This window comes from Pseudomonas danubii, assembly GCF_042980055.1.
GTDB lineage: Bacteria > Pseudomonadota > Gammaproteobacteria > Pseudomonadales > Pseudomonadaceae > Aquipseudomonas > Aquipseudomonas danubii.
The window spans coordinates 5,967,677-5,984,493 of sequence record NZ_CP116502.1; the positions used below are offsets into that span (position 1 = coordinate 5,967,677).

Genomic DNA, 16,817 nt, shown 5'->3' on the forward strand with positions numbered 1-16,817 from the left:
GCCTACTTCTCATAGTCGATCTGATTGATCCACCAGCAGGTTTCGCCAGCCGGCGTATGAACAATGGCCTCGTCGCCCACTTCCTTCTTCAGCAGCGCCCTGGCCATGGGCGAGTCGATGGAAATGTAGTCCTTGCGCAGATAGATCTCGTCGTATCCAACGATACGAAAGCGCTTGATCTCGGCAGCCTCGTTTTCCACTTCTACCCAGGCGCCAAAGAACACTCGCCCTTCCTGCTCTGGCGCGTAGGAAACCACCTTCATGTCTTCCAGACGCTTGCGTATGTAACGCACCCGGCGATCAATTTCCCGCAAGAGTTTTTTGTTGTACTGATAGTCCGCGTTCTCACTGCGGTCACCCAATGACGCGGCCCAAGTGACCTTCTGGGTAATATCCGGGCGCTTCTCCCGCCACAGATAATCCAACTCCTGCTTCAGAGCGTCGTAACCATCCTGTGTGATGAGCTTAGTACTCAATTGGCTTGTCACCTTCCAGCCTTGTACATGCTGTTCTGTTATTTGAATGAGCTGATGCACTCGGCCCGTCATGAGAGGGTTGTTGCCCCCCCTCACCCAGCCAGGCAGCACTATCAGATTTGTCCGATTTAGATTTCAGAGAGGTCAGCCAATCATAGAGCCAAACAGCTGAGGCTTACGGCACAAGACACACCTTAAGTAACAGTGTTTGCACCCAGCCTGAGGCACAACTTGAAACCTACTTATCCAAAGCACCCGCCAATACTGACCAACACCTCTAAAAACAAAGGGAACGCACTAAATGGGCAACATCATTATCGTCGATGACCATCCTCTGATTCGACTGGCCATCAGGTCGGTGCTGGAACCCCACCATCACACCATCGTTGCCGAAGCCGACAACGGTGCGGACGCGGTGCAACTGGTGCGAAAGCACATGCCGGACCTGTTGATCCTCGACCTGGGTATTCCCAACCTGGACGGTTTTTCGGTCATCGCCCATATCAAGTCTGCGGACCTGCTTGTAAAAACCCTAGTCCTGACTTCCAGTGACTCGAAGAACTTCGCTCTACGATGCCTGCAAGCGGGAGCCGCGGGATTTCTGTGCAAGACTGAAAACCTTCACGAACTGGCCAATGCGGTTAAAGCCATTCTGTCCGGGTACAGCTACTTCCCGGAAGACACCATCAATATCCTGCAGCAAAACACCAATGCCGCCAGTCAGGAAAGCGTGTTGATCTCGCGCCTGACCGATCGCGAGATCACGGTGCTGAAGCTCCTGGCAAGCGGCCTCAACAACCAGCAGATTGCCGACGCTCTGTTGATCAGCCACAAGACCGTCAGTACCTACAAGGTTCGCTTACTCAAGCGCTTCAACATTTCCAACCTCGTGGCGCTGGCCGATCTGGCAAAACGTAACGCCGTAGTTTGAACATTAACCCGTTATCGCTTGACTCATGACCAGCAGTAACTGCAACCGGGACTATCCCAAGCAGTGCTTGTTAGGTGGGGTCACAATCTGAATACGGCGCAGTTCAGCAACAAACTGTACAGCGCCGCCGAAACCTCTATGCAACTAGCGGCGAATGATCAGGCCTTGGCGAGCGACGCGGGTCAGTTGCTTGATGACTTCAGCAGCATCCGCTGCACTGGGGGCCGGAATGACCGCCAGATCAAAGCTATCGCTGGCAAAACGTGCCAGAGACTCGCCCTCTTCAACAAACTGAATCAAAAAGGCAGCCGGGCCCGGGGAACGCCGTGGCCAGCCGTCGAGGTAACGCAACAAGGTGGGTTGATGTTTGCCGCCAAGAAGGATTTTCGGGTTGCGCTGGGAAAGACTCGCCGTGATCGGCGCAAGACGTACAAGGGGGCGTGGTGCATTCATCGTATTGTGTCTCTGCCTCAAGTTTCTGCCGGGCAGGTGAGAGGCAACACCGAACCAGCGCTTTAGCGGTATTTCGAAGCCAGAATATAGCTTCTAACAGTGATCTTTCGACTCACTTGGCGCCCCGCAAGTAGCTGTTTAAATCGGCGCATGAGCAGCATCCTAGAGAAGCCAGCAGGTCAGTGTCAAGATTTCCCAACAACGAAAAAGGCCTGCATTGGCAGGCCTTGGAAATTTTCCTGGCAGTTGATCCAGAGCCGCCGAAGACCAACTTGACGGATGAATCGAGCTCGTCAAATCACTTGGTTATTGCTGCATCCACAGACAACTTGCCAGCACCTTCGAACAGGACCGCGACAGTACCGCCCAGCAGAGCCAGGGCGAACTCATAGCCGTTATTGGCCATGAACAAACCATTGCCGATATGCACCGAGAAGATCGCCACCAACAAGGTAAAGGACAAGCCCAGAGCTGCCGGACGCGCCAGCAAGCCAATGACCAGCGCCAAACCAGCGAAGAACTCGGTACCACCTGCCAACAACGCCATCAGATACCCAGGAGCCAGACCAATGCTCTCCATCCACTGAGCCGTTCCCGCCAGACCGCCTCCCCCGAACCAGCCGAAGAGTTTCTGCGAACCGTGGGCCGCAAAGATGATGCCGACGAAGATCCGCAAAACGCTCAAGCCGTAACCGGCGCGAGTACTCAGTAGGTTTTTGATCAATGTGCTCATGCTCTGTAGTCCTGTGTATGGTGGGGAAGTTGGTCGCCATATTAATCAATTTTTATCATGCTAAAAGCGCAAAAAACCCAAGATAAAAATCAGTTTTTTCGATTATTTGCGAGACACAACTTTTCGCTCCTGAGGCTCAAGAGAGCCTCGCTCGCGGTCAAAGGCCAGATAGTATTTATTGACGCTATTAACATAGCTGACCGCGCCCATGCCCACCTGCTCCATGGCAATACGCTCAACCTGGAAAAACCATTGATTGGGATTCAGTCCACGGCGCCGGGCCTCGCTGCGCATTCCTTGTACCCGTTCCGGGCCCATGTTGTAGGCCGCCAGGACGAACGCCATGCGCTCGCGTTCGTTAAGCTTGGGGCTGGAGAAGAACTTGCGGCGGATCATCGCCAGGTACTTGGCACCGGCCTGAACATTGCTGTCCAGAGACTGGATATTGTTGACCCCGACCCTTTGCGCCGCCGAAGGCGTGATCTGCATCAGCCCGGTTGGACCGCTGCCGCTCCTGGCGCTGGGCTGCAAGGCCGACTCCTTGAAAGCCAGGGCCGCCAGATTCAGCCAGTCCATACCCTGCTCCCCCGCATGCTTCTGCAACACCGGTCGCAGTTTTTCCAGGCGCTGACGATCGGCCCTAGCCAGGGGGTAATGCACCTGGTACTGGCGACGATAGATGCGCAAGAAGGCTACATCCTGGTCCGCCGGAGTCTTATAGGTCTTGAGGAAACGATCGATACTTGCCCGCAACATCGAGGCATCGCGCCGGACAAACCAGTGCTCCTCTCCCGGCTCACTGATCTTCAATTGCCTGTCAAAACGCAACTTGGGCAGGATCTTGCTCCAACGCTCGGCAATCGGCTGCTCGACAATGGTCAGGTGGAAGATCCCGCCCTGGACCATTTCCAGCACATCTTCCACCGCCAGACTGGGGTCCACCCACTCGACCTTGATCGGCGCCAGCTTGTGCAACGCAAGTTTCTGATTGACCTGACTCACCGCATCCCCTGCGGCGCTACCGGTGGTCAGGGTCAGGGTCTTGCCGGACAGCTGTTCGATACGCGTGTAACGACGCTCGCCCTTGATCCCCACCAGCAGTAAGGGAACATTGCTGACGATCGGATCGCTGGAACTGACCGCATGCCCTGGCTGAGCCTCCAACAACTCACCGGGAGCCACCAGATCCCCTTCTCCTCGCTGCAAGGCGCCAAGCAGTTGATCCTTGGCTTTGGGAATGATCTTGAGGCTGATTTCCTGACCGTCACGGGCATGGCCGTTGAGATACTGCTCGAACGAGCGCAAACGATGATACTCGACGCCAATGGCCTGGCCCTGGACTTCACCGGAACTATTGCGGCTCTGGTTGACCAGTACCCGCAGAACCCGACTGCTGCGGATCTCCGCCAGGTCGCGGACCTTTCCCGCAGCCTGGGTTTCCGACGGCCCCGCCAAGCGCGCCATGGCCGGCAATGGCAGTAGCAACGTCAGGCACAGCGCGAGCAATATCGAGGGTCGGGTCATCCGTTCTCCGTAAAGAATACTGTTCAACCCTTCGTCGTTTTTTGAAGAATTGATCGACAGAAACAGAGCGCCATGAGCACTGGCAAGGTGCGAAAGACAAACGCAATGACAGTAAAAAGTCTGAGCACTACGTTCTTCCGGCAACAAAAGACAGCGTTAACTCGTTGTAGTTCTTGGTTTTTCTTATAAATCTACAGCTCTGATATGCTTTCCGGCCGCAGGCGGAGATAGCACCATGCAACTCATCGATATCGGCGTCAACCTGACCAATCCCTGTTTTGCCGAAAAACACCAAGCCGTTCTCGATCGTGCTTATGAGGCTGGGATCTGCCAATTGGTCCTGACCGGAACCAGCGTCGAAGGTAGCGAACAGGCCCTGGAACTGTGCCAGCAACTGGACAGCAACGGGCAGCGACTGTTCGCCACCGCGGGCCTGCACCCTCACTCTGCCAGTGACTGGAATGCCGACAGCTCGCGGCGTCTGCGTGCACTGCTCAGCGAGCCACGGGTACGTGCAGTGGGCGAATGCGGACTGGACTTCAATCGCGACTTCTCCCCCCGCCCACAACAGGAAAAAGTCCTGGAAGAACACTTGGTCCTGGCGGCCGAGCTGCAACTGCCGGTGTTCCTCCACGAGCGCGACGCCAATCAGCGTCTGCTGGATATCCTGCGGGACTTTCGTGACCGTTTGCCAGCAGCCGTGGTGCATTGCTTCACCGGTGAACAACAGGCGCTGTTCAGTTACCTTGATCTTGACCTGCACATCGGCATTACCGGCTGGATCTGCGACGAACGCCGGGGCACCCACCTGCACCCACTGGTACGCAACATTCCCCGCGGGCGTCTGATGCTGGAAAGCGATGCTCCCTATCTGCTGCCGCGCAGTCTGCGACCAAAACCGAAGAACGGCCGTAACGAACCGGCCTATCTGACCGAGGTCTTGAGGGAAGTGGCACTGCACCGGGAAGAGACCCCGAAAGACCTGGCCAACCACAGCACCGCCTGCTCCAGAGCTTTCTTCCGCTTGCCAGAGATTGCTTGACTCATATCAAGATTTTTCCGAGATCATGACGGCACAATAATGGCACCTTGCCAATACTGTTCCGCTCAATCAGAGAAAACCTTCTATGGGTGCCTGGCTTAGCAATATCTCGTTGAAATACAAATTCTGGGCGGTCAATGCGGTCGCCTTTGTCACCACCTTGCTATTGGTGCTGTACGCCGTGCAACTGGAGCAGCAGGCACGTAGCCAGACCGCCCAGGCCGCCGCCCATAGCCAGGCCCTGCTGCTCAATGCCTGGCCTGCAGGACAGCCCCTGCCCACCGATGAACACCTACTGACTTTCTCCCAGGGACAGACGCCCAGTTTCAACGACCAGGCGTTGCCCGAGCTGAACGGCGCCAACGGCTGGATCGAGATCAACCACATGCCGCTGTTCGGTACCAACCCGTTGCTGGGCGCCGAAGTCGTCCATCGCGCCGACGGCCAGCAGGTCGCAGTCCTGGCCCACGCTCCAAGCCTGGCCCAGGTCTTCAGTGACCGCTTCACCAACTATGCGGCGGCCGTATTCATCCTGATGTTCGCCATGCTCTGCGCCTCGCAGTTGCTGATTCGCTTTCTCCTCAGCCAACTCAATACCCTCAAGGACGTCATGCTGCATGTTGAGAAGACCGGCGATCTTTCTGCCCGCGTACCGCTCTCCTGTAAGGACGAGGTGGGCCAGATGGCCAGCGCGTTCAACGCCATGCAGGCCGGCTACCAACGGGTGGTGAATACCGTGGCCAATACCGCTCGCCAATTGGATCAGGGCGCCGCGCGCCTAGCTTCAAGCATGAATGATGTACGCCACGGCATGCTCGGCCAGCAGAGCGAAACCGATCAGGCCGCCACCGCCATCAACGAAATGTCCGCCACCGTCTACCACATTGCCCAGCATGCAGGTGCCACTCGTGACCTGTCGCAAACTGCCGACACCCTGGCCGGCACTGGCCATGAAGTGGTCGGCCGAGTGCAGAAATCCATCGCTGGGCTGTCCAGTGGCGTGCAACAAACTGCCGAGATGATTCAGAAACTTGCCGAGGACAGCCAGAAAATCAACGGCGTGGTCAACGTCATCCACAGCATCGCCGAGCAAACTAACCTGCTGGCGCTCAACGCCGCCATTGAGGCCGCACGGGCCGGCGAAATGGGTCGCGGCTTTGCCGTGGTGGCAGATGAAGTACGCAACCTGGCCAAACGCGTACAGGCCTCGACCGACGAAATCACCGGCATGGTGTCCGCCCTGCAAGCCGGTACCCGCGATGCGGTGGACTTCATGCAGGAAAGCTCGTTCAAAGCCGACGACTGCGTGCAACAGGCACAGGAAGCCGGGGCGGCACTGGCGGAAATCACCGGCGCAGTGGCACAGATGCGCGAAAGCAACACTCAGATCGCCGTCGCCGCGGAACAGCAGAGCCAGGTGGCCGAAGAAATGAATAGAGCGGTGGTCAGCATTCGCGATGTTACCGAAAACACCGTGCAGCAGACCGTTGCTTCCGCCACGACCAGCAGTGAACTGGCGACCCTGGCCGGCGAATTGAGCAAGGCCATCGGCCAGTTGAAGCTCTGATCCGCCAGCATGAGCCGCTGCCCCATAGCAACCACCTGCCCTCACCCCACTGGCTATCGAACCGATAGCCAGCCTTGATTCGCCGCCAAACCGACTGCGCCCTATTCTTGGTCCATGAGTTTTCAAGCACTAAGGATGATCATCATGGGCAAACGTCACCCCAACCTCCCCGCCTGGCAATGGCGCGTCTACCCGCACAGCCACCAGCATCCGACCAACCTGGTTTTGCACCTGATCGCCGTCCCGCTGTTCATTGTCGGTTTTCTGCTGATTGCTTCGGGAGTGTTCTCCCTGAGTTTCCTGAGCCTGGCCATTGGCGTGCTCGGAGTGCTGGCTGCCCTCGGTTTGCAGCGTCACGGCCATAGCCTGGAGGCACAAGCCGGCGAACCATTCAGCGATCACAAAGATGCAGTGCAACGCCTGCTAATGGAGCAGTTCGTGACCTTTCCACGCTTTGTCCTCAGCGGTGCCTGGTGGCGTGCCTGGCGGCAACGCCACCGTCACTGACGGATCAGGCGAAGATGGTTACCGTCTGCCGACTCAGGGCAATCAGTTGCCCCTCAGGACTCCACAACGCGGCGGCAGCGTGCCCGTAGCCATCGCGGGCATGCTCGATTTCCACCCGGTACTTGCACCAGTCCAGGGTGCTGATTGACAACAACGGCTGGACGAATTCGATGGTCCAGGTCAGGGTGCTGCCCGCCGCAGGCTTGTTCAAATGCGGCAACAGGGCCGGCGGCCAGGCATCCACCAGCGCCAGGATATGCGCCTCGGTCACAGGCTCCTCTTTGACATCCCCCCGCAGGCGCACCCAGCCCCCCATGTCCCGGGAACGGTTGCCAGTGAAGGGCATGCCGCCGACGCTCCAACGCATTGCCAAATGACGCATGAATTCCGGCGTCACGCCCTTGATGTAGGGCAGTTCCTGGCACTCCTCCCAATGCTTCATCTCAGGGGCCGGAAGGGCGCCGACACTGACCACAGACTCGCGGGAAGCGCCAAAGCTGCCCTGCACCAGGGTCACCACTTGGCCGTCCTGCATGACGCGCCCCAGCACCTGGCTGACAGCCTTGCCTTCGCGCAGCACATCCACTTCAAAGCTGACAGGCACATCCGGTGACACTGGGCCGACAAAGGTGACCGCCAAGGAACGTACCGGTCGGTCCAGCGGGACCTTGGCCCGCATCGCTTCGTACTGCAAGGCAACCACCAGGCCACCAAAGCTGGCACGCCCCTGAGCCCACTCGGCCGGAATGGTCAACGCCTGGGGCTGGCCGCGTACGGCCTCAAGCAAATCGTAAAAACGCATGAAAACCTCAAGGGGCAAAAAAATAGACTCGAGGATCTTAACCAGCGTCGCAGAGCCGCACAGCCACTATTCTGGCCAAAGCAGCGGACAGATAAGCCGCACAACGGTAGTCAGTTCCTGAAGCAATCGCCATGAAGCTTGTCCAGTACTTGGTCGGCATGTGCCTGGGACTTGTGCATGGTTTTACGCCAGGTGGCGACACAGGGCAGCAAGTCCATCTGCTGTTCGGCCTGGGCCAGCCATTGCCAGCAATCATGCCAATCCCCCAATGCCCCTTGGGCTGCCTTGAGGCGTTTCATGGCTTGGGGTGGCAAACGATCCAGTTCGGGGTATGCATCGGCGGCGTAGCGCACACGCTTGATCAACAGTCGCAGGCGATGCCGGTCGTGGGCGGGATCACGCAACGCCTCACCCAGGGCTTTCCACTGCTTGGACAAGCGTTTTTCAATCTTTCCTCGTAAACCACGCAGCAGACCCTGACGCTCGGAGGCCCGTAGAAACCGCGGAAACGCATCCAGTACCAGAAACAACTGCGCCAACGGCGGCCCGGCGGCGATCGCCGAATACTCCCCTTGCAACTGAGCGGTACGACGCTCGGCGGCAGCGTGCAGGCCATGCTGATACAGATAAGCGGCCAACACTTCGCGGTCACGAATCGGCGTCGTCAGCTGTCCGACCTCCCTGGCTGCAGCCTCCAACTGCTCGACACCAGGCAAACCGCGCAATGGACGCAACAAGCTGCGCAAGCGGCGCACAGTGATACGCAAATCATGCAGTGCCTCGGCATCAGTGGCGGCAGCCAGTCGCGCCTGACAAGCCAGCAAGCTCACTTCCAGGCTCAGGATCTGAACCACCAATCGATCAACCAAGGCAGACATCAGGCTTTCCCCAATACGGCTCACAAGCCCTACATGGGCTTATCCGACTCAAGAATGACACCCCAGGCCCAAGAACGGCGTTGCGCCATATCATTGGGGTCCAGGGTGGAGATTCACCGCTTCAGCGTAGCGGCTGGCGCGGCTCAGCGCCCGGCGCGGGACTCACGAATATAGAAGCGCGCCTTCTCGGCTTTCTTGGTGCACCCTTCAAAGGCTTCGAATTGCTGCTGAGTCTTGGCCCCGGTCAGCAACGACAAGGCCTTGGAATAACTCACAGTGCCGGCGAAACCTTCAGCCTTGGCCAGGTCCAGCTCGCGCCAGGCGGCGTCCAGCTGAGTGCCACAGCTGTCGCGGTAGGCGGTCTTGCCTGCGCAACCGGTCAGTACCAATGCCATCAGGGGCACGCAGATCCAGGCTTTCATCAATGACACCTCAAGAAAAGAAAACAGTCGTACAGGTTAAGACGATGGCAGCGTAAAAAAGTGCCTGACGCAACCCTTGGAAAATATAGCCGCAGGAGCATAGCCGCGCGGCCCGAGCCCCCCAAGGAAAAAACACCGGACAGGTCCGGCCTTACATCAGCAATTGAACCCCAGGCCGCTATGGGTGCATTGTTGCAACCTGTTTGGCGAAGGGACGAATCATGAACAAACGTGTCGCATTGGTACTCGGCTCGGGAGGCGCTCGCGGGTACGCCCATATCGGGGTCATCGAGGAGATCGAAAGACGCGGGTATGACATCGCCTGCATCGCCGGTTGCTCCATGGGCGCCGTGGTGGGCGGCATCTATGCCGCAGGCAAGCTCGCCGAGTATCGGGAGTGGATCGAAAGCCTGGATTACCTTGATGTACTGCGCCTGGTGGACGTGAGTTTCCGCCTAGGGGCGATTCGCGGCGAGAAAGTCTTCGGCCAGATCCGCAAGATCGTCGGTGAAGTGAATATCGAAGAGCTGCGCATTCCCTACACCGCGGTAGCCACTGACCTGACCAATCAACAGGAAATCTGGTTCCAGGAAGGCTGCCTGCATCAAGCCATGCGCGCTTCCGCAGCCATCCCCAGCCTGTTCACCCCGGTGATGCAGGGTAACCGCATGCTGGTGGACGGCGGTCTGCTCAACCCACTGCCGATCGTGCCAGTAGTCTCCAGCCATTGCGACCTGATCATCGCGGTCAACCTCAACTCCACCAACCAGCGCCATTATCAGTTACCGGTGATCCAGCGCCCCCCTGCGTTCAAAAGCCGCTTTGACAGCCTGATCAACTCCCTGGGCTCGCACCTGCCGTTCCGGCGTAAACAGGCCGAACAACTATTGCTGCTGGAACAAGAGGCCTTCAAGAGCCAAGCCGCCGAGATCAATCCCTGGGTCGAAGGTGCCGAACCGGAATCCCAGCAACCGGCCGCTGCGCCAGAAACCGACGGCGCGCCCAAGTCCGCCAGCGGTTCGTTCATCATCGACAACGTCGGTCCGGCCTCGCTACTGGACCTGGTGAACCAGAGCTTCGAGGTCATGCAGACGTCCCTGGCCCAATACAAGATCGCCGGCTATCCACCGGACATATTGATCAACGTGCCCAAGCGCGTGTGCCGGTTCTTCGAGTTCTACAAGGCCCCGGAACTGATCGCCCTGGGTCGTGAGATCGCCAGCGATACCCTGGACCGCTACGAACAGGAACAATAGCAAGCCCCGACATTCCAGCCCTCTAAGGCTCAGGGCTCGCTCCCCAAGAGACGGTAGCCAACCCCCGCCTCGGTGACGATGAACCGTGGTTGGGTCGGATCATCCGCCAGTTTCTGGCGTAAATGCCCGACCACGATCCGCAGGTAATGACTGTCCTCGGTGTGGGTCGGCCCCCAGATGTCCTTGAGCAGCTGCTGCTGGGTGATCACCCGACCGGGGTGTCGTGCCAGTTGCGCCAGCACAGCGTACTCCTTGCGCGTCAGGGCCACTTCCTGGCCATCGAGCAGTACCCGACGGTAGGCCAGGTCCACCGTCAGCGGCCCAACTTGCAACGCCGCTTCCTGCACCTCCCCCACCGGCGCCTGGCGCAACAGGGCGCGGATGCGTGCCAGGAACTCCTGGATGCCGAAAGGCTTGGTCACGTAATCGTTGGCGCCACCGTCCAGGGCTTCGACCTTCTGCACCTCGCTGGCACGCACCGAAAGCACCAGCACGGGCACCGTCGACCACTCGCGAAACTCGCGCAGTACCTGCTGGCCATCCATGTCCGGCAGCCCCAGGTCGAGCACCAGCAGATCCGGCTTGTTCAGTGCCGCCTGGGCTAGGCCCTCGGTACCGGTACCGGCTTCAATCACTTTGTATCCTTGGGACGCCAAGCTGATGCGCAGGAACTTGCGGATCTGCGGCTCGTCGTCGATGACCAGGATGGTCGCGGTCTGGCTCATGGGTTCAATTCAAGACAAATAAGAGGCAAAAGAGTAGCGCAAGGCTGCTCGGGTAATCCCGGTAGCGCTTGCGTTGCGAGGTATGACTGCGTTCTACAGGTATTCACAGATCCTGCTCAAGCTCCGGCTGGGTTTGCAATGGCAAGTGCAAGGTGATGCAGGTGCCATGGCCGTCAATGCCATCGGCGACACTGATATGCCCGCCGTGGGCACCAACCATGCCCTGGCAAATCGCCAGGCCCAGCCCCGTTCCCTGCCCTCCCCGATCGCCACGGGCAGCGGTATAGAACATGTCGAAGATCTTCGCCCGCTCCTCTTCGGGAATCCCCGGGCCCTCATCGCTGACGGCAAAGCTCAATTCATGCTCATCGGCACTGACCTTGAGTTGCAGGCGACCCTGGTTTGGCGAAAAGCGTGCGGCGTTCTCCAGGACATTGACCAGTGCCTGCTCGATCAGGGCGGCATGCACATGGAGCAACGGCAGGTCCGCTGGCAATTCGGTGCTCACCTGCAGCGGCGCCAGCACCGCACGCAGGCGGTTCAGGGCGCTGCCGACTATGTCCCCCGGCGCGACCCAGTCGCGAGCCAGTTTCAACGCACCATGGCCGAGCCGGGTCATGTCCAAGAGGTTCTGGATGTAGCGATCCAGGCGCTCGGCCTCATCCCGCGTGCCTTCCAGGAGTTCACGCCGGTCTTCCAGGGGAATCGCCTCCCCCAGCGCCAACAGGCTGTCGATGCTGCCGCGCATCGAAGTCAGCGGTGTGCGCAGATCGTGGGACACCGAGGCCAGCAAGGCACTGCGTAACTGTTCGGTTTCACCGCGCAGTCGCGCCGCCTCCAAATCCTCCGCCAAACGCGCCCGAGCCAGCGCCTGGGCCAGGGGCTGGCTGAGGGCGGTGAGCAGGCGGCGACGCTGGCCACTGAACTCTTCGCCTTCCCTGGGACAGACACCCAACAAACCCAAGGGGCCGTCATCCACCGACAATGGCCACCACCACCAGCGCCCGAAGGGCAAGGTCCCGGTCCCCAGCCCCGCAGGCTGATCGTGCTGCCAGGCCCAATCGGCCGCCGCACGCTCAGCCTCGGAGAACTGCGGCGAGCCACCGGTTTCGACTTTCCAGCCCCCCTGCCCGTCGCGATTGAGCAGGCAGATACGCAACTCATCACGCCCATGCAGGTGCTGGGCTGCGGCACTGATCACCGCTTGCCGGTCTGTGGCAGCGGTGAGCTTGCGCGACAGGTCCAACAGTTCACCGGTTTCCTCCTGGGTCTCGCGCAGGGCCTGCAACTGCCGCCGCTGGCGCGCCGCCAGGTTGCCGGTGAGTGCAGCCATGAGCAGGAAAAACAGCAGAGTCAGCACATCCTCTTCACGCTGGATGGCAAAAGAGAAACTCGGTGGGATAAACAGAAAGTCATAGCTCAAGAACGACAGCGCCGCGCAGGCCAGGGCCGGCCCCAGGCTGCTGCGCACGGCCACCAGCAACACTGCGGCAAGAAACACCAGGGAAATGTTCGGCAACGGCAGCACACTGGCCACCCCCCAGGCCAGGGCACTGGCCAACACGGTCGCCAACAGCGCCAGGGCATAGTCGAACCACAACAGCGAATGCTTGGCTCGCAAACCCGGCTGATGGGGTTGTGGCTCGCTGTCCAGGACGTTGATTTCCAGGCCGTCGGCATTACGCAGGAGGCGCGCCGCCAGGCCACCACCAAACCAGCGCCGACGCCAGCGGCGGCTGGATTGCCCCACCAGCAACAGACTGGCGCGGCGTTCGCTGGCGTGCTGGATCAGGGTCTTGGCCACCTCGCCAGCCCGCAGCAGGACCACCTCCCCGCCCAGGCGCTCAGCCAATTGCTGCGCCGCCTGCAAGCGCAGGCGCGACTGCTCGTCCCGCAGCCGGCCGTTGTCCACATGCACCAGGCTCCAGGGCAAATGCCGACGCTGGGCCACACGACTGGCATGGCGTACCAGACGCTCGGCCTGGGCATCGCCATCAATGCCCACCAGCAAACGCCCACGCACCGCCGGAGCCGCCTGCCCCAACTGGCGATAGCCCAGGGCCAGGTCGTTATCCACCTGGGCCGCAGCAGTCTGCATCGCCAACTCCCGCAGCGCGGTGAGGTTAGTCTGGGTGAAAAAGGCATCGATGGCCGCCCGCGCCTGCTCCGGTACATAGACCTTGCCGTCCCGCAGTCGCTCCAGGAGCTCCCGCGGCGGCAGGTCGACCAGCAGCAATTCATAGGCCTCCTGCAGCACCCAGTCGGGCAGCGTCTCGCGGACCTGGACCCCAGTGATGCCGCGAACCTGATCGTTGAGGCTCTCCAGGTGCTGGACGTTGACCGTGGTGAACACGTCGATACCCGCCGCCAGCAGCTCCTGGATATCCTGCCAACGCTTGGCATGCCGGCTGCCCGGCGCATTGCTGTGGGCCAGTTCGTCCACCAGCACCAGCTTGGGCCGGGCCTTCAACAGGCCATCCAGGTCCATCTCTTCGAGCACCACCCCACGGTATTCCGAGCGCACCAGGGGCTGCTGCGGCAAGCCGCTCAGCAGCGCTTCGGTCTCGGCACGACCGTGGGTTTCCACTACCCCGGCGAGCACCTTGACCCCTTGGCGCATTTGCGTGTGGGCGGCCTGAAGCATGGCGTAGGTCTTGCCGACGCCGGGAGCGGCGCCAAGAAAGACCTTGAGCCGGCCGCGGCCATCCCGGGGCAGATCAGCAAGCAGCGCGTCGGCGCGGCCGGAATCACTCATGGATTATCTCTCTGCAACAAAACAATCGGTTCAATCCGCACTCTAGACGCTGTCACCCGCACGAACGGCAGCGGTTACAGATTCTCCAGGGCTTGGTTCAGGGCCAGTACATTGACCACCGGCGGCCCCACCAGCGGCCGCTCGATATGTGCCTGCACCAGCGCCTGTAGCTTAGCCGCCGGCAGATTGCGCGCCGCCGCGACCCGCGCTAGTTGATAGTCAATCGCCTCGGGTGGCAAGTGCGGATCAAGGCCGCTGCCGGAGGTGGTGAGCAAGGCCAGCGGCACCGGCCCTTGACCTGGCACCTGGAGCTTTTGGGCATCGTCGATCACCCGCGTGGCCAGGGCCGGGTTGCTCGGCGCCAAGTTGCTGGCACCACTGGACACCGTGGCAAAGGCTCCTGCCGATGGGCGTGGATGAAACCAGGCATCACCGACAAAATCCTGGGCAATCAGGGCCGAACCACGCACCTTGCCCTGGGCATCACGCACCAGGCTGCCATTGGCCTGATCCGGGAACGCCACCTGGGCCACACCGGTCACCACCAATGGATAGGCCACGCCAGTAATCAGACTCATCAACACAATCAGGCTCAAGGCCGGACGCAATACGCTAGTCATTTCTCAATCCTCGATTCATTCAATGCCGCAGGCGAGTTACACCAGGTGCAAGGCGGTCAGCAGCATGTCGATCAGCTTGATCCCGACAAAGGGCACCACGATCCCACCCACACCGTAGATCAGCAAGTTGCGCCGCAGCAGGTGGGCGGCACTGGCGGCCTGGACCCTGACCCCGCGCAACGCCAGAGGGATCAGCACCACGATGATCAGGGCGTTGAATACGATCGCCGAGAGAATCGCGCTCTGCGGGCTGGTCAGGTGCATGATGTTGAGCACGCCCAGCTGTGGATAAATCGCTGCGAACAGCGCCGGCAGAATGGCGAAGTACTTGGCGACATCGTTGGCGATGGAAAAGGTGGTCAGGGCGCCCCGGGTCACCAGCAGCTCCTTGCCGATCTGCACCACGTCCAGCAGCTTGGTCGGATCACTGTCCAGGTCGACCATGTTGGCCGCCTCGCGGGCCGCCTGGGTGCCGTCGTTCATCGCCATGCCGACATCGGCTTGGGCCAGTGCCGGGGCGTCGTTGGCACCGTCGCCGCACATCGCCACCAGGCGTCCGTCGTTCTGCTCGTGACGGATGCGCGCCAGTTTCTTCTCCGGCGTGGCTTCGGCCAGTACGTCGTCGACCCCGGCTTCAGCGGCGATGGCGGCAGCGGTCAGCGGGTTGTCGCCGGTCACCATGACAGTGCGAATCCCCAGCTTGCGCAACTCGGCGAAACGCTCGCGGATACCCGGCTTGACCACATCCTTGAGGTGAATGGCCCCAAGCATCCGGCCTTCGCCGCACACCAGCAGTGGAGTACCACCGCTCTGGGCGATCTTGTCGATTTCCCGGGACAGAGCCGGCGCCAGGTCGCTGCGTTTGAGGCCAACAAAGTTCAGCACCGAATCCACCGCACCCTTGCGATAGATCCGGCCCTGGTAATCGACGCCGGACAGGCGGGTTTCCGCACTGAATGGCACGGCGGTCAAGACTTCAGGAGCCGGTTCAGGTTGTGGATAAAGCTCCCGCAAGTACTCGACGATGGATTTGCCTTCGGCAGTGTCATCCGCCAGTGAAGCCAGCAATGCTGCTTCGGCCAGCTCACGAGCGTTCACGCCGGGAGCCGGATGAATGGCGCTGCAACGACGGTTACCGAAGGTGATGGTGCCGGTCTTGTCCAGCAACAACACATGCACATCCCCCGCGGCCTCCACCGCACGCCCGGATTTGGCGATCACATTGAGGCGTACCAGACGATCCATCCCGGCAATGCCGATGGCCGACAGCAGGCCGCCGATGGTGGTGGGAATCAGGGTGACCAATAACGCCACCAGGAACACCAGCGGCAGGCTGCCATTGGCAAAGTGGGCGAAGGGCTGCAGGGTCACCACCACCAGCAGGAAGATCAGGGTCAGGCCGATCAGCAGAATATCCAGGGCCACTTCGTTAGGCGTCTTCTGCCGCTTGGCACCTTCCACCAGGGCGATCATGCGATCCAGGGTCGACTCGCCGGGATTGCTGGTGATGCGCACCAGCAGCCAGTCGGAAACCAGCCGGGTGTTGCCGGTCACCGCTGAGCGATCGCCACCGGACTCGCGGATCACTGGTGCCGACTCACCGGTAATCGCCGCCTCGTTGACCGCGGCAATGCCCTCGATCACCTCGCCGTCCCCCGGGATCATTTCCCCGGCTTCAACCCGCACCACATCGCCTTTGCGCAGGTTGATCGCCGGCACCACCTGATAGGTGCCCTCGCTGGTGCGACGGCGAGCACTCAAGCCTTCGCTGCCGGCCTTGAGGCTGTCGGCCCGGGCCTTGCCACGGCCCTCTGCCAGGGCTTCGGCAAAGTTGGCGAAAAGTACGGTGAACCACAGCCAGAGGGCTATCTGTGCCGCGACGAACGTCGATACCGAGGTATCCGGCACGAAACACAGCACAGTGGTCAGGATTGCCGTCAACTCCACCACCAACATCACCGGCGAACGTTGCAACTGGCGAGGGTCGAGCTTGACGAAGGCCTGAATCAGCGCCGGGCGCCACAGAGCAGAGATCGCGGTGCTCGAAGATTCGGCCTGGGTACGCTTGGCCTTGGCGGCCGAGTCAACAGCCTTGTTCGAGGCAGGAACATGCATATTCATCATCA

General features: G+C 60.4%; 16 protein-coding genes. 5 read left to right on the forward strand and 11 right to left on the reverse strand.

Translation table 11 applies throughout. From position 1 onward, the window contains the following. Nucleotides 1–2: 2 nt before the first annotated feature. Nucleotides 3–476: a transcription elongation factor GreB gene (gene greB / locus PFZ56_RS26705; RefSeq protein ID WP_102860884.1), complete on the reverse strand. Its 474-nt coding sequence runs from the start codon at nt 474–476 to the stop codon at nt 3–5. Between the two features lie 301 nt (nt 477–777). On the opposite strand from greB, the gene PFZ56_RS26710 reads away from it, so the two are divergent. Then, the gene (locus tag PFZ56_RS26710; protein WP_102860883.1) at nt 778–1,407 is read left to right on the forward strand and encodes a response regulator transcription factor; all 630 of its coding nucleotides are present in this window, start codon (nt 778–780) and stop codon (nt 1,405–1,407) included. Nucleotides 1,408–1,551: 144 nt separating this feature from the next. On the opposite strand, the gene PFZ56_RS26715 is transcribed toward PFZ56_RS26710, so the two are convergent. The 3 genes from PFZ56_RS26715 to PFZ56_RS26725 form a co-directional block, all read right to left on the reverse strand. After that, complete coding sequence (locus tag PFZ56_RS26715) at nt 1,552–1,860, reverse strand: hypothetical protein (RefSeq protein WP_102860882.1); 309 nt, start codon at nt 1,858–1,860, stop codon at nt 1,552–1,554. A gap of 298 nt (nt 1,861–2,158) precedes the next feature. After that, complete coding sequence (locus PFZ56_RS26720; RefSeq protein WP_102860881.1) at nt 2,159–2,593, reverse strand: DoxX family protein; 435 nt, start codon at nt 2,591–2,593, stop codon at nt 2,159–2,161. A gap of 102 nt (nt 2,594–2,695) precedes the next feature. Beyond that, a complete protein-coding gene (locus tag PFZ56_RS26725) occupies nt 2,696–4,117 on the reverse strand; it encodes a transglycosylase SLT domain-containing protein (protein ID WP_170002760.1) in 1,422 nt (473 codons plus the stop codon). Between the two features lie 235 nt (nt 4,118–4,352). Between PFZ56_RS26725 and PFZ56_RS26730 the strand changes: the two genes are divergently transcribed. The 3 genes from PFZ56_RS26730 to PFZ56_RS26740 all read left to right on the forward strand — a co-directional run bounded on the left by PFZ56_RS26730 (nt 4,353) and on the right by PFZ56_RS26740 (nt 7,233). Beyond that, the gene (locus PFZ56_RS26730) at nt 4,353–5,159 is read left to right on the forward strand and encodes a TatD family hydrolase (RefSeq protein WP_170002762.1); all 807 of its coding nucleotides are present in this window, start codon (nt 4,353–4,355) and stop codon (nt 5,157–5,159) included. Nucleotides 5,160–5,244: 85 nt separating this feature from the next. Continuing rightward, on the forward strand, nt 5,245–6,726 hold the full coding sequence (locus PFZ56_RS26735; protein WP_102880451.1) for a methyl-accepting chemotaxis protein: 1,482 nt from the start codon (nt 5,245–5,247) through the stop codon (nt 6,724–6,726). Between the two features lie 144 nt (nt 6,727–6,870). Continuing rightward, nucleotides 6,871–7,233, forward strand: a complete 363-nt coding sequence (locus tag PFZ56_RS26740; RefSeq protein ID WP_170003837.1) for a terminase — start codon at nt 6,871–6,873, stop codon at nt 7,231–7,233. Between the two features lie 4 nt (nt 7,234–7,237). On the opposite strand, the gene PFZ56_RS26745 is transcribed toward PFZ56_RS26740, so the two are convergent. The 3 genes from PFZ56_RS26745 to PFZ56_RS26755 form a co-directional block, all read right to left on the reverse strand. Beyond that, nucleotides 7,238–8,035: an acyl-CoA thioesterase II gene (locus PFZ56_RS26745; protein ID WP_170003839.1), complete on the reverse strand. Its 798-nt coding sequence runs from the start codon at nt 8,033–8,035 to the stop codon at nt 7,238–7,240. A gap of 110 nt (nt 8,036–8,145) precedes the next feature. Beyond that, entirely contained in the window at nt 8,146–8,913 is a 768-nt protein-coding gene (locus tag PFZ56_RS26750; protein ID WP_170003841.1) for a CHAD domain-containing protein, read from the reverse strand. A gap of 143 nt (nt 8,914–9,056) precedes the next feature. Then, the gene (locus tag PFZ56_RS26755) at nt 9,057–9,335 is read right to left on the reverse strand and encodes a hypothetical protein (RefSeq protein WP_110653121.1); all 279 of its coding nucleotides are present in this window, start codon (nt 9,333–9,335) and stop codon (nt 9,057–9,059) included. Nucleotides 9,336–9,556: 221 nt separating this feature from the next. On the opposite strand from PFZ56_RS26755, the gene PFZ56_RS26760 reads away from it, so the two are divergent. Beyond that, nucleotides 9,557–10,591, forward strand: coding sequence for a patatin-like phospholipase family protein (locus PFZ56_RS26760; RefSeq protein WP_102880454.1), 1,035 nt, complete (start codon nt 9,557–9,559; stop codon nt 10,589–10,591). A 29-nt stretch (nt 10,592–10,620) separates the two neighbouring features. Here the strand turns inward: PFZ56_RS26760 and PFZ56_RS26765 are convergent, their stop codons facing one another. From PFZ56_RS26765 to kdpB, 4 genes are all read right to left on the reverse strand, one after another. Continuing rightward, complete coding sequence (locus PFZ56_RS26765) at nt 10,621–11,316, reverse strand: response regulator (RefSeq protein WP_102860873.1); 696 nt, start codon at nt 11,314–11,316, stop codon at nt 10,621–10,623. Nucleotides 11,317–11,419: 103 nt separating this feature from the next. Then, nucleotides 11,420–14,071 carry a sensor histidine kinase KdpD gene (locus tag PFZ56_RS26770; RefSeq protein WP_102880455.1) on the reverse strand — a complete coding sequence of 884 codons (2,652 nt, stop codon included), beginning with the start codon at nt 14,069–14,071 and terminating at the stop codon, nt 11,420–11,422. A gap of 74 nt (nt 14,072–14,145) precedes the next feature. Then, on the reverse strand, nt 14,146–14,691 hold the full coding sequence (gene kdpC / locus PFZ56_RS26775) for a potassium-transporting ATPase subunit KdpC (protein ID WP_102880456.1): 546 nt from the start codon (nt 14,689–14,691) through the stop codon (nt 14,146–14,148). A gap of 36 nt (nt 14,692–14,727) precedes the next feature. Beyond that, nucleotides 14,728–16,812, reverse strand: a complete 2,085-nt coding sequence (gene kdpB, locus PFZ56_RS26780; protein WP_102880457.1) for a potassium-transporting ATPase subunit KdpB — start codon at nt 16,810–16,812, stop codon at nt 14,728–14,730. Nucleotides 16,813–16,817 lie beyond the last annotated feature (5 nt).